This is a genomic window from uncultured Campylobacter sp. (assembly GCF_938045465.1).
Lineage (GTDB): Bacteria > Campylobacterota > Campylobacteria > Campylobacterales > Campylobacteraceae > Campylobacter_B.
Window position 1 is genome coordinate 1 of record NZ_CALIBF010000211.1, and the last position, 12255, is coordinate 12255.

Below are 12255 nucleotides of genomic sequence, written 5' to 3' on the forward strand. Positions count from 1 at the left end.
ATCATATTCTCGCTTCTAACTAGCGAAAGCCCGCTTCTAATAGCAGCGATGTCTCCGCGCATCTTAGCGATCGTAGCATCATCGCGCGTAGCGGCTAATCTAGGCACCGCAATGCCCGCCAAAATACCTAAAACGACGATGACGAAAACAAGCTCTATCATCGTAAAAGCTTTTAAATTTTTCATGTTAAATCCTTTGATTTAAAGTGAGATGATTATAGCCAAATTTAAATAAAATTAATTTTAGTTAAAGAAAAAATCCTGCATTTTAAATGGAATTTTGTGAAATTTCATTAAATTCTGCGATTTTCTGCCCGAATTTTACGGACGTATCAGCCGGGATTTCAAATTTTAAAAACTCGCTTTGCGCTACGAGCACGATCGTCGAACCCAGCTCAAAATTTCCCAAATGATCGCCCTTTTTAAAGTTTAAATTTTCATATTCGTAAAGCGCCTCAGCTCTACTTGCGCATGCATTCGTCTGTATTCGCGTATCGAAATCAAATCTCATCTTGCCGACGTTTAAAGCACCCACGAAACCCATCCATAAAATCCCGCCGTTTCGCATTTTGCACTTCAAAATCACGCGCTCGTTTTTAGCGTAGAGGTTTGGAATCTTAAGTAAAAGCTTCTTCGCCACGCTGTAGAGATCGGCAGGGATATAAAGCGCCTGCAGCACGCCCAGATCGCACGGCGCGTGATAATGATGATAATCTCGCGGGCTTAGATAGATGTTTGCGTAGCTTAAATTTACGCCGCTTGTATTTTCGCCGTCTTGGGCGTCCTCTGCGCTCGTTTCGCGGCTCGCACCGCTTTTATTGCTATAAATTTCAGCTCGCACACCGCTTGCAGCATAAGTTGCGCCGCTTTCGCCGTCCATGATTTTTGCTTGCGCGGCATCTGCGGCGTCATTTAAATTTTTAATGTCGTGGCGGGTATCCGCTCCGCTGCTTCCGCTTGCCGTAAACGTGCGCCCCAGCAGCTCGCTAAGGCTATATTCGCAGCCTTTTACGCTAAAAGCTCGCAGATCGGCGCAGGTCCCGCTCTCAAAGATCACGCCGTCGCTAGGGCTTATAAAAGCCGTCTCGTCCGTCGCTATCTCGCGCGGACGCAGCAAGCGGCGAGTAAAAAGCGCGTTTAGGCTCGCGTAGCTTTGCGGCGGATCAAATTCGCTCATATCGATTTTGAAAAATTCCACATATTTTAGGTTGATAAAATTTTGTATAAATTTAGGGAATTTCACCGCGACAATAACCCCAAAAATCCTCGAAATAAAACTTCTCATCTATGCCTTTCTAAGCTTAAGCAGCGCGATCTCGGCATCCGCAAAGACCCTTATCGGCGGGCCCCAAAACCCTACGCCGCTGCTTACGTAGATTTGCTTCAGCCCGTCGTTATACAGCCCGTAAAGATACTTCTGGCTAAGCAGCACCAAAAGCGTCCACGGAAAAATTTGCCCCGCGTGCGTGTGTCCGCAGATACACAGATCGACCTCGTCGCGCACGAAATCCACGACGTATTTGGGCTGATGCGCGAGTAAAATTTTTGGTTTATCGGGGTCTGCCTGCGCTAGCGCGGCACTTAGATCGGGCTGCATATATCCGAAGCGAAAGCCGCTAAGATCGTGCACGCCCATTAAATTTAGCCCTTCAAATTCCACGCTTTCGTTTTGCAGCACCCGCACACCCGCTTTTTGCATCGCCGCTATAAGCCCGCTTGCGTCGCCGCGGTAATACTCGTGGTTGCCCGTGACGAAAAAGATAGGCTTTTTGATCGCCTCAAGAGGCTGCAAAATATCCCCGAGCTCATCCGAGCGCAGATCAAACATATCGCCCACGATCAGCAACACATCGTAATTTAGCGAGTTTATCTGCGCTACGACGCCTTGCAAAAATTCCTTTTTCAAAAACTCGCCCAGATGCACGTCCGAGATGACAGCGAAATTTAGCTCGCGATCTAAATTTTTGATTTTTATTTCGCGCTCGGTGATTTTTGGAATTTTTAGTGCATTATAAAGCCCTTTAAAAATATAGCTAAACGCCATTATTACGAAGGCTACGTCGATGAAGGTTTTTAAAAATTTTCGCCTGTTTTGGCTAAATTTAACTACATGCGCGGCGGCGCTTAGCACATCGTAAGCAAGGCAGATAAAAAAGAGCGAAAAGGACGCTGCCATGCAAAATACGCAAGCTTTATAGAGCAGCTCATTTTTAAAGCTTCCATTAAGCCCAAAACCCGCAAAAAATATTGCATCTAAAATTGCTAAAGCTACGCAAAGTAAGCTCAAGACAGGGCGGAAGATCACGAAATTTTTATATGGCGTAAAGCGCGCGCTGATCGATCTGTAGATGTAAAGATTAAAAAATAGGAATAAAACTGTGCCGACGATTGGGAAAATATAGGCGCTTTTCAAACTCTAGCCTTGGATATACTCGTCTAGCTTATCTTTATCAAAGCCCGTGATTTCTTGCTTATCGTCTAAAATTAGCGCGCCGCTCTTTTTAAATTTAGTGATGGTGCGCGAAAATGTTTCGGGGGTGACATTTAGAATTTTGGCTATTCTAGTGTATTTTGTGCTCATAAAAATATCGAAATTCTCGCTGATAAACTTAGCAATCTTGCCGTCGCAGTTAAGCACGACTTGATTATCAAAGACCGCATTTAGCGCGCGGATCTTCTCAGACATCGATTTTAAAAGCTCCAGGCAAATCTTTGGATCGCTCATAAACTCGTTTTTAAATTTTTCATAATCGATCTTTAGCACCTCGCCGTTTGTTGAAAACACGCCGCTTGCAGGATAGCTCGTCTCTTCGAAATTTACCATCTCCGCCACGAGCGAGATGGGGCGGATCTCGCGCATATGGATCTCACGCCCCTTTGCGGAGGTTTTATAGATTTTTAAAATTCCTTTTAGCAGGATCAATAGATACTGCGAGCGCTCGCCCTCGAAAAATAAAATTTCGCCCTTTTTGTAGCTTTTATGGATGCTAATCTGCTCCAAACGATCGATTTGCGCTGCGCTTAGAGCTTTGAAATAAGGAATTCTCTCAAGCATCGCCGCGACCTATTTTTTAAGCAGGTCTCTTATCTCGGTAAGAAGTTTAATCTCTTCGCTAGGCTCGACAGGTGCGGCAGGTTCCGGCGCAGGAGCGGGCTTTTTAAGCTTATTGATCGCCTTGATCGCGCAGAATATACAAAATGCGATGATGATAAAATCGACCGTTACCTGGATAAACGAGCCGTAGTTTATCGTAACGGCCGGGGTCTGCCCCACTGCTTCTTTTAGCACTATTTTAAGATCTGTAAAATTCATACCTCCTGTAAGAAGTCCTAAAACCGGCATCATAATGTCGCTTACGAGCGAGGTTACGATCTTGCCGAAAGCCCCGCCGATGACGACACCCACCGCCATATCGATAACGTTGCCTTTCATCGCAAATTCTTTGAATTCCTGAATGAAACTCATATTGTCTCCTTAAATAAAATGCGCCGATATTAGCCTATTTTTGCTTTGTTTTTGCTTTTTATTAGGAAGTAAAAAGTATAATCCCAGCTTAAATTTAAACCCAAAGGACCTAAATTGTATCGCTTCGCTCCGTCGCCCACCGGCGATATGCATATCGGAAATTTACGCGCGGCTATTTTTAACTATATCTGCTCGCTGCAGGATAAAAGCGGCTTTATTTTACGCATTGAGGATACCGACACTGCGCGCAATATTGAAGGCAAAGATCAAGAGATAATCGAAATTTTAAAGCGCTTCGGCATCTCGTGGCAGAGCCTGTATTATCAAAGCAAAAATTTAAAATTTCATCAGCAGTTCGCTGCTAAGCTGCTCTCCGAGAAAAAGGCGTTTTGCTGTTTTTGCAGCGAGGAGGAGCTTGAAGCGAAAAAACAAGCCGCCAAGGACGCGGGCGAGGCTTATCGCTACGACGGGCACTGCGAGCATTTAAGCGATGAAGAGGTGCTTGGCTGCGAAAAGCCCTTTACTATCCGCCTTAAAAAACCTGATCACGCGCTGGAATTTACCGACGCAATCAAAGGCCGTATCGCATTTGAGCCGCAGAATATCGATAGCTTCGTTATCATGCGCGCGGACAAGACGCCCACCTATAACTTCGCCTGCGCCTGCGACGATATGATGCAGGGCGTGAGCTTCGTAATCCGCGGCGAGGATCACGTCTCAAACACGCCGAAGCAAAACTGGATCCGCCAAAGCCTCGGCTACGAGGGCGAGATTAAATACGCGCACCTTCCGATCATATTAAATTCCCAAGGCAAAAAGATGAGCAAGCGCGAGGATAGCTCCTCGGTAAAATGGCTGCTTCAAAGCGGCTACCTACCCGAGGCGATCGCGAATTATCTAATCCTACTGGGTAACAAAACGCCGCGCGAGGTCTTTAGTATGGATGAGGCGGTGGAGTTTTTCGACATCGCTAAAATTTCAAAAAGCCCGGCGAAATTTGACGAGGATAAACTCGCCTTTATAAACCGCGAGCATATCAAAAGAGCGAGCGAGCAGCGCCTGGCGGAGCTTTTTGAGCTTGAGCCGAAATTTGCGCCTTTGATAAAATTTTACACTCAAGAAGCGAGCCTAATCCCGCAGATTAAAGAAAAGATCGCAGCGATCTACGGCGCGAAAGATATCCCGCAGGAGTGGGTGGCGCAGGCGCAGGCGCTGCGAGAGGCGATCTTAAATTTATTAAGCTCAAACGATGCACCAGCAGAATTTAATGATTTCAAAGCGGCGCTTTCGCAGGCTACAAGCTTAAAGGGCAAGAGCCTGTTTATGCCGCTTAGGTTTTTACTGACCGGCGCGCCGCACGGACCGGAGCTTAGCGAGCTGTATACGCTGATCCGCGCCGATTTGAAGGAGATACTCGATGCTACTAAATAGCGTATTTTACGGCATTTTAGTGAGTATTCACTACGTGATTCAAGCTTATATGATGCTAATTTTCGTCGCCTGCGTTTTGAGTTTCATCCGTCCAAATCCGTTCGGTAAATTTTATAAAATCGTCCGCGTCATCTCTGCGCTTACCGAGCCTGCGTTTGCATTGGTGCGTCGCTATCTGCCTACGACTTTCGGCGGCTTCGATCTTTCGCCGCTTCTTATCCTACTCGTGCTTAACTTCTTTGACAGCGCGATAATCTATATCATCAATAGGACGGTCATTTGAAAATATTTCTGAAATTTAGCCTTGTTTTGGGACTGCTGTGCGCCGCAAGTAGCGGTAAAATTTTAAGCTACGAGGAGATCAAAAACGAACCCAAATCCCTAGCTAAGGATTATTATATCTATCGCTTGATCGATGAGACAAAATACAACAAAGCGGAGATTAAAATTTTAAAACAAAGTATCTTTCGCTACAAAGGCAAACTAAAAGAGAAGCTAGATAGAATTTTTGGCGCCATTCGCCCTCCTAAGCGTCCGGATCGCTGCGCAGGCGTTACCTCCGCTAACATTTTAGATGCAAATTTAACCTGCAAAAAGGCGCGCTCCTATCCAAATTTTATCGCTAAGCTAAGCCCGTCGGTGCGCGAGACGCTCGCTTCGCAGCTTGAAAAGCACCAAGACGTGGCTTCGCGAAACGCCGTAAATTTACTGCGCGGATTTAACGACGAAAATCCGAGCGAGTATTTTATGCAGAGCCGCAACGCGCAAAACTACTTTTTATATTACGACTACTTAAAAGGTGCGGGCAAGGACGCTCTGATCGATATCGACGCCGACGCAGCCTTCGTAAGCGAACTAGCTTCGCAAAAAGGCTTCAAAGCGGTTCTTAACGATGCGCTAATCAACCGCAAATACCCGCACTTGCGCCGCTCGCTCACGGGCGTCGATCCGCTAACCGCGGAGAAGGACGTAGCGTTTATGCTGGGCGTAAATGCCGTCATGCAGGGCGACGAAGGGGCGGCACTTGCGTTTTTTAGCCGCGCAGCAGCGAGCTTTGAGAAGCCTCACGATGTACACAATGCGAAATTTTGGATCTACCTGCTAAATGGAGATCAAAATGTCTTGCGCCAGCTTGCTAGCAGCGATTATTACAGCCTCTACGCGCTTTATGCCAAGGAGGTCTTAGGGGATAGGAATTTAAACATAATCATCCCAAATCCTGCTAAAAATTCCATCGAAGGCTACGATATTACCGATCCTTTCGCTTGGGTTCGCACGAAAAATAGCGCTGATCGGATGTCGCGCCCGCAGCTTTTGGAATTTGCTAAAAAATTCGACACCAAGCAAAGCATCGGCGAGTACTCATACATCATGAATAAAGCTGGCGGCGGCAAGGACAACTTCTATCCGACGCCGTTTATGGAGTATATCGGCGACGGCGATAACCGCCGCAAAGCGCTAATTTTAGCGCTCGCTCGCCAAGAGAGCCGCTTCGTGCCCGCATCGGTATCTACGTCATATGCACTTGGAATGATGCAGTTTATGCCATTTTTGGCTAACGAGATTGGAAAAAAACAACTCAAAATCGACGGCTTCGATCAAGACGATATGTTCCGCCCGGAGGTCGCTTACCGCTTCGCCAACATCCATATCGACTGGTTGGAGCGCAAAATTTATAGTCCGGTTTTCATCGCATACGCTTACAACGGCGGGCTCGGGCTCGTCAAAAAGATGCTTCAGCGCGGCGATATGTTTAATAAGGGCAAATTTGAGCCGTGGCTTAGCATGGAGCTCGTGCCGTATGCCGAGAGTAGGGACTACGGTAAAAAGGTGCTCGCAAACTTCATCATCTACTCGCAAATCCTCGATCCGCGCGCGAAAATCTCAGTACAACAGGAGCTGCAAGATCTGCTGATACCGAGCAGAAGCGACGATTTTAGATAAATTTACGAGGCGGCGAAATGAAAGCAAAGCGAAATCTTATAGTTAAAATTTTAGCCGCTTCGGTTTTTATCTGCGAAATTTGCGCGGCGACTCAAAATTTTTCGGCTGCCAAAGATGCCGTGAAATCGCTTAAGGAGGATGAAATTTTAATCCTTAAAAGCGATCTTGCCACCGCGAAAAAACATGGCGGCGCGCTGCAAGAGCTAAATTTAGAGGAGAGGGAGCTTGCAAAAAACGCGCTTAAGCTTCCGTTTGAAATTTACGAGCTGCGTCTTTCTGAGGATCAAAATACCCTCTTCGGTTTGGGCGACGACAAGGGCGGTATCGTCCTGATCGATGTTACCGAGCCACGCAGTCTAAGGCTTGCGGGCATATTTTCCTTTCCGCAGGACAAGCTTGATCCCACCTACATAGATATCGCGCAGAGCAAAGACGGCAAAAGTCTATTCGTCGCCGATCCGAATTTCGGAATTTATAAGCTGGATCTTAGCGACCGAAGAGATATTAAAATTTCGGCTCGGCTTGAGGCGCGATTTGTAAATAAAATAGAGCTTTCCAGCGACGGACGCACTCTCTTTGCGAAGGATTTTTTTAGCACCCTTACCGCCTATGACGTAAAAGATGATAAATTTACGCAGCTTGCTTATTTTATCGCCCCTTCCAAAGTCACTAAGCGGGAATACGATTACGCTTGCGCGCCGCATAGACTATCCGAAATAAAAGAGCTCGGCGATCTGAAACTGCTCTCTGAGAATGAGCTTTTGCTGGCAAGCTGGGTGGGATTTTATGTTTTAGACATATCGGATATGGATAGGTACCGCGCAAATGCCGCGCAAAACTCCAACATCTTAAAACAGATCCGCTATATCGTTCATCCTCATTTAGAAATCGATAAAATGACGCTATCCAAAGACGGCAAGCGGGTATTTTCATCAAATTGGAACGAATTTGGGCTATATGATTTAGGCGAAAATAACACGGCCCAATCAAGCGCGTATTACAGCGGCGCACATTTAAATAATTTTAAAGTCATAGAGGATCTAAATTTAGCCTACTTGGGCAAAAAAATATCCGAAAAGGGGGAGTTTCCAAGCGTAGATCTAATCGATTTTAGCAACAAACTCGACCCCGCCCCGATAAAAAGATATCTCTTTCCGCAGAGCCTAAAAGGCGTAAGCGTCGAGTCTCGCGGCAAATATCTATTTTTTTCCTATTTTACGAGAAACGGAGCGTTCATAAGCGGGCTTGATCTCGCCTCGTTAAACTCCGCCGAGAGATCCGCACGATCTGTGCAAACGACGCTTCGGAGGATCAAACGATATTTTAGAGCTTGACTTGGACGGCAATATATTGCGCGAAAACAAAGCAAAATTGCAAGACTTTTGGCTCAAAAGCGCCGTAAGCACGGATGATGGAGGCGTTTTAATAGGCGGAGATGCTCATAAAGACGATACAGTCATAATAAAAATTCGCTCCGACCTACCGCTGGATCAACAAAAAATCAAAAATTTAAACAGATAAACTATCCGCAGATTACCCGCCGCAAAGGCTACAGCGGGTTTAAATTTAACCTCTTCGCGGCCTGTTTGCGATGCTTTAAAATTTCGTAACTTCGGATATGCAAGCCGCCGTTTTAAAATTTCGGCAAGTTTTAAAATTTTAAATTTGCGCTTGCCGACTGCGCCGTTTTAGCTAAATTTAACGGCGCGACGCAGAGCTCGCGAGCGCAAGATGATTTAATTTTACAATCTTAACTCCGCACTCCGCGCGCGCTTCGGCGGAATAAAGCGATCAAATTGCTATTTAAAAAGCCCTTTAATCTTGCCGAAAAGCGACTTTTCGCCGCCTGCGGAGGCTACGTCTTCATGATCTTCTGCGGCGGAATTTTCGCCGCCGTATTCTATCGTATCGCCGCTGCACGGGACGGAATGCTCGCTGCTTGCTTTCATTGTGCCGCCATCCGCTTCCATCACACTGCCGCTGCCCGTTGCATTGGCGCCGCGCAAGGTAAAATTCTCTCTGACCATCCTAACGCCTCCGCCTGCCTTGCTGCGCTCTATCGCCTCGCCGATCTGCTGTGCGGCGATTTCCGCATATATTAGCGCGCCCTGCTGATCGCAATTAAAAAGATTTGAAAACGACTCGGACCTATTAAGATCAATCGGATTGGGCTCAACCACTTCGGTAGCCTCAAGCAGCCCTACTTCAAGCTCTGCGGCAGAATTTAGCGCCTTTAAAAACACGGGCAAATTCTGCGCATAAAACTCATCTACGGCGGATTTAACCTCGCCGCCCGCTTCATAATCGCGCAGCAGTTTCTGCACGTTATCGGCATTTAGATATGCGCCGCAGCAGTAGTTTTCGATGATCTCGTTGTGAATTTCGCCGCTAAATTCCGCTAAAAATTCCGCCGGCAAAACCTCGCGCCAATCGCTTATGTAGGGTTTAAATTTAGAGCTTTGCGCCGCCAAAAAGCTAAACGCCGTGCCGCGCGTGTAAAAATACTCTCTAAAATAGCCCTGCGCCACGGCGAGGTGAAATCCGTGCGTTTTATTAAAAATCCTCTGCGTGCCGTACTGCAGCGCCGAGCGGAAGCCGTCCGCGTATTTTTCTACATAAAATTCATCCATCTCTACCTCGCGCGCGATTTTAGCGATGCTTTCAAAATCTCCCTTCTGCGCGAGCTTTAGCGGCTTAAAATACCACTGCGAAATTTCATCTTTGCCGATCGCGTGATAGCTTATGTCGTAGCCCATTTGCTCCCCTTTTAATCTTTCAGATCGATCTGCGGCTGCCAATACAGCGACTTTGAAACTTTGCGAAATTTCATCGTGACACCCAAACCATTTGAGGTGCGGTAGCTAAGCACCAGCTCATCCTTATCGCTCTTAGGCGCGGTGATCTTGTAGCGGCTTGACCAAGCGATCTTAAAAAGCTCCTTTTGCAAAAGCGGATCTCCGTCGTGCAGCGGCACTACGTTTGCGTTCGCGCCGTTAATCTGCACCGCGCGGATCTGAATCTCTTTAGGATAGGAGGTGAGCAAAAACACCTCGTCTCCAGCGGCGTTTCTAAGCTCGGGCGCGACTGGATTTAGATAGGTCGCCACTCCCAAATAGCGATCGCCCGCGCGCACCGATTCAAATTTTTGCGTATAAGCAAGAAACTCGTTTTTAAACGGATCGTGACGGGGATCGTTTGCGGAGCAGGAGTTTAAAAATAGCGCTAGCGCGGCTAAGAACGAGCCCTTTAGCAGGCCGTTTAGCGCGCCGCTAAAATCAAATTTCTTCATCGATCTTCCTTTGAAATTTTAGGCGCATTTTAACGAATTTTGCTTTTTAAAAGGCTAAATTCGCTACAATCTGCTCATCTTAAAAAGCCGGATTTTAAAATGAAAAGACTTGTTATCGCATTTTCAGGCCCTTCCAACAGCGGCAAAACGACGCTAATTTGCAAGATCGCTAAAATTTTTATCGCTAGCGGGCTTCGGACTGCGATCGCAAAGCACGATCCCGGCGATAAGGCGCGCTTTGACGTAGAGGGCAAGGACAGCGCCAAATTTAGCGAGCTCGGCGCCGAGACCGTCGTGATGAGCCCGACGCGGACGAGCTATTTTTCGCAGCGCTGTATGCAGATTGACGAGGTCGTGCGGATGCTCGGAGATTTTGACATCCTGCTCGTAGAGGGGCTAAAGACGCTGCCGCTGCCGCGCATAAGCCTGTTTCGCGACAAGATCGATCCGGCGTATCTACCATTTTCGGACGCGATCGCTTCAAATTTAAGCGGCGAACAGATGGATAAGTTTTGCCTCGTAAATTTCGACATCGACGACGCTGCGGGCATTAGCGAATGGATCTTAAAAAACGCCAAAAAAATGTAAAGGAAACGGAATGCAAGAGATCGTAAAATCAATCCAAAATATCGCGCTACAAATCGCCGAGGAGCTGAAATACGCGGACTTCGGCTACACCGATCATCACAACAGCACGGGCGATACGCAGCTTAAACTCGACGTAAAAAGCGACGCCATAATCGAGGCGGAATTTCGCAAAAATCCGCTCGTACGCGCCCTAATCAGCGAGGAGAAAGAGGGGGCGCTGGAGCTTCGAAAGGACGCGCGCCTCATCGTCGCTTATGATCCGCTCGATGGCTCGAGCTTGGTGGACGTAAATTTTGCCGTGGGCTCGATATTTGGCATCTACGAGGATGAAATTTCGCCCGCAAACTTAAAAGCGGCGATCTATTGCATCTACGGACCGCGCCTTGAGATGGTCGTTTGCGAGGACTCGCCGAAGCTCTACCGCCTAAATCGCGAGGGCAAATTTAGCTTCGTAAAAGATCTGCGACTAAACGAAAAAGGCAAACTAAATGCCACGGGTGCAACGCAAAAGGGCTGGAGCGAACCGCACCGAAAGCTCGTACGGGCGCTGTTTGATGAGGGCTACCGCTTGCGATACAGCGGCGCGATGGTAAGCGACCTGCATCAAATTTTATTAAAAGGCGGCGGACTTTTCAGCTACCCCGCCACTAGCGATCATCCGCACGGCAAGCTTCGCGTAACCTTCGAAGTGCTGCCGTTTGCGTTTATCTTCGAGCGCGCTGGAGGCGCCACCAGCGACGGCGCGAACAGCTCTCTTTTACAGCTTAAAATCGAGAAAATCCACCAAAGCAGCCCTTGCTTTTTCGGCTCGAAGTATGAGATCGCGAAAATGCATGAAATTTACGGCGAGAAAAACTGATGGCTGATACCGAGAGCAGCGCGCCGCGCGACGTTTACGACGAAATTTTGGATAAAAGCTTAGCCGCGCTGCAAGCGTGCCAGGCGGAGCACAACCTCACCAGCTGCCTGGAGTGCGAGAAGCTGCTAGATTGCGCGATGCGCGACAAGTATGTCAAGGCGGTTTATGAGAGCATGTCGCACGGCGCGACGGGGGATTTTTCGTTTTAAATTGCGCTATTGCGATGCGACGAGGGATTTTTACGAATTCGGGTATAAATATACCATCGCCTTCCTCTTGCGTCGCGAGGTTTTCACGAAAATGGCTGCGGTGCAGATTTAATCCAGCGGCGCGCAGGTTCTTGCTTTGCAGCACGGAATTTCCTCCGCTGCGAAACTATAAAATTTACGGCGCGATTTGGCGTTGCGGCGAGGCCTGCTCTGCGGTGCGTCTGTTTTGCGGGCAAGGTTTTACGGCGGCCGATAAAATTTAAAATAAGGGCGATCGGTTAAATTTCAAGCGGTGCGGCTGGATTTTAAAATTTACGGATAAAATTTTAAGGTGCGAAATTTCATTCCGCAAAATTTCAGCTGCGATCATGAGCCGTTTATGGGTGCGGATACGCGAAATTACGCAAAATAAAATTTCGGCGAGCTAAATTTTGCCGCCGCGATCTTTAAATTTACGCGATTAAAATTAC

The 12255-nt window shown here is 47.5% G+C and carries 14 protein-coding genes; 7 read left to right on the plus strand and 7 right to left on the minus strand.

The features are described 5' to 3' along the window. From Q0413_RS10940 to mscL, 5 genes are all read right to left on the minus strand, one after another. On the minus strand, positions 1-185 hold a 185-nt coding region (locus Q0413_RS10940; protein ID WP_298990431.1), incomplete at its 3' end, for a prepilin-type N-terminal cleavage/methylation domain-containing protein. A gap of 82 nt (positions 186-267) precedes the next feature. Then, positions 268-1284 (minus strand): archaetidylserine decarboxylase, encoded by a 1017-nt coding sequence (gene asd / locus Q0413_RS10945; RefSeq protein WP_298990434.1) that lies wholly within the window; start codon positions 1282-1284, stop codon positions 268-270. After that, the gene (locus tag Q0413_RS10950; RefSeq protein WP_298990437.1) at positions 1285-2412 is read right to left on the minus strand and encodes a metallophosphoesterase; all 1128 of its coding nucleotides are present in this window, start codon (positions 2410-2412) and stop codon (positions 1285-1287) included. 3 nt (positions 2413-2415) lie between these two features. Continuing rightward, positions 2416-3054, minus strand: a complete 639-nt coding sequence (locus tag Q0413_RS10955) for a Crp/Fnr family transcriptional regulator (RefSeq protein WP_298063325.1) — start codon at positions 3052-3054, stop codon at positions 2416-2418. Between the two features lie 9 nt (positions 3055-3063). Continuing rightward, complete coding sequence (gene mscL / locus Q0413_RS10960) at positions 3064-3465, minus strand: large-conductance mechanosensitive channel protein MscL (protein ID WP_298990441.1); 402 nt, start codon at positions 3463-3465, stop codon at positions 3064-3066. Between the two features lie 114 nt (positions 3466-3579). Here mscL and gltX point away from each other — a divergent pair, with 114 nt between their 5' ends. Genes gltX through Q0413_RS10980 form a run of 4 tightly spaced genes read left to right on the plus strand, consistent with a single transcriptional unit; the run spans position 3580 to position 8174 of the window. Then, positions 3580-4896 carry a glutamate--tRNA ligase gene (gltX, locus tag Q0413_RS10965; RefSeq protein ID WP_298990444.1) on the plus strand — a complete coding sequence of 439 codons (1317 nt, stop codon included), beginning with the start codon at positions 3580-3582 and terminating at the stop codon, positions 4894-4896. Continuing rightward, positions 4883-5179, plus strand: a complete 297-nt coding sequence (locus Q0413_RS10970; protein WP_297903307.1) for a YggT family protein — start codon at positions 4883-4885, stop codon at positions 5177-5179. Before gltX ends, Q0413_RS10970 begins: the two co-directional genes overlap by 14 nt. Beyond that, positions 5176-6840: a lytic transglycosylase domain-containing protein gene (locus Q0413_RS10975; RefSeq protein ID WP_298990453.1), complete on the plus strand. Its 1665-nt coding sequence runs from the start codon at positions 5176-5178 to the stop codon at positions 6838-6840. Before Q0413_RS10970 ends, Q0413_RS10975 begins: the two co-directional genes overlap by 4 nt. A 17-nt stretch (positions 6841-6857) precedes the next feature. Further along, entirely contained in the window at positions 6858-8174 is a 1317-nt protein-coding gene (locus tag Q0413_RS10980; protein ID WP_298990456.1) for a hypothetical protein, read from the plus strand. A gap of 465 nt (positions 8175-8639) precedes the next feature. Here the strand turns inward: Q0413_RS10980 and Q0413_RS10985 are convergent, their stop codons facing one another. Next, a complete protein-coding gene (locus tag Q0413_RS10985; protein WP_298990461.1) occupies positions 8640-9596 on the minus strand; it encodes a hypothetical protein in 957 nt (318 codons plus the stop codon). An 11-nt stretch (positions 9597-9607) separates the two neighbouring features. Continuing rightward, positions 9608-10129 carry a hypothetical protein gene (locus Q0413_RS10990; RefSeq protein ID WP_298990466.1) on the minus strand — a complete coding sequence of 174 codons (522 nt, stop codon included), beginning with the start codon at positions 10127-10129 and terminating at the stop codon, positions 9608-9610. Positions 10130-10228: 99 nt separating this feature from the next. On the opposite strand from Q0413_RS10990, the gene mobB reads away from it, so the two are divergent. From mobB to Q0413_RS11005, 3 genes are read left to right on the plus strand one after another with little or no spacing between them, the layout of a single operon-like run. Beyond that, on the plus strand, positions 10229-10717 hold the full coding sequence (gene mobB, locus Q0413_RS10995) for a molybdopterin-guanine dinucleotide biosynthesis protein B (RefSeq protein WP_298990470.1): 489 nt from the start codon (positions 10229-10231) through the stop codon (positions 10715-10717). A gap of 10 nt (positions 10718-10727) precedes the next feature. Beyond that, the gene (locus Q0413_RS11000) at positions 10728-11576 is read left to right on the plus strand and encodes a class 1 fructose-bisphosphatase (RefSeq protein ID WP_298990473.1); all 849 of its coding nucleotides are present in this window, start codon (positions 10728-10730) and stop codon (positions 11574-11576) included. Beyond that, positions 11576-11785, plus strand: coding sequence for a hypothetical protein (locus tag Q0413_RS11005; RefSeq protein ID WP_298990476.1), 210 nt, complete (start codon positions 11576-11578; stop codon positions 11783-11785). The genes Q0413_RS11000 and Q0413_RS11005 overlap by 1 nt, the downstream gene beginning before the upstream one ends. Positions 11786-12255: the final 470 nt, after the last annotated feature.

Bases quoted from the DNA above. Each gene is read 5' to 3' on its own strand.
- mscL (WP_298990441.1), bottom strand. From the start codon at position 3,465: ATGAGTTTCATTCAGGAATTCAAAGAATTTGCGATGAAAGGCAACGTT.
- Q0413_RS10955 (WP_298063325.1), bottom strand. From the start codon at position 3,054: ATGCTTGAGAGAATTCCTTATTTCAAAGCTCTAAGCGCAGCGCAAATC.
- mobB (WP_298990470.1), top strand. From the start codon at position 10,229: ATGAAAAGACTTGTTATCGCATTTTCAGGCCCTTCCAACAGCGGCAAA.
- Q0413_RS10970 (WP_297903307.1), top strand. From the start codon at position 4,883: ATGCTACTAAATAGCGTATTTTACGGCATTTTAGTGAGTATTCACTAC.
- Q0413_RS10985 (WP_298990461.1), bottom strand. From the start codon at position 9,596: ATGGGCTACGACATAAGCTATCACGCGATCGGCAAAGATGAAATTTCG.
- Q0413_RS11000 (WP_298990473.1), top strand. From the start codon at position 10,728: ATGCAAGAGATCGTAAAATCAATCCAAAATATCGCGCTACAAATCGCC.
- Q0413_RS11005 (WP_298990476.1), top strand. From the start codon at position 11,576: ATGGCTGATACCGAGAGCAGCGCGCCGCGCGACGTTTACGACGAAATT.
- asd (WP_298990434.1), bottom strand. From the start codon at position 1,284: ATGAGAAGTTTTATTTCGAGGATTTTTGGGGTTATTGTCGCGGTGAAA.
- Q0413_RS10980 (WP_298990456.1), top strand. From the start codon at position 6,858: ATGAAAGCAAAGCGAAATCTTATAGTTAAAATTTTAGCCGCTTCGGTT.
- Q0413_RS10990 (WP_298990466.1), bottom strand. From the start codon at position 10,129: ATGAAGAAATTTGATTTTAGCGGCGCGCTAAACGGCCTGCTAAAGGGC.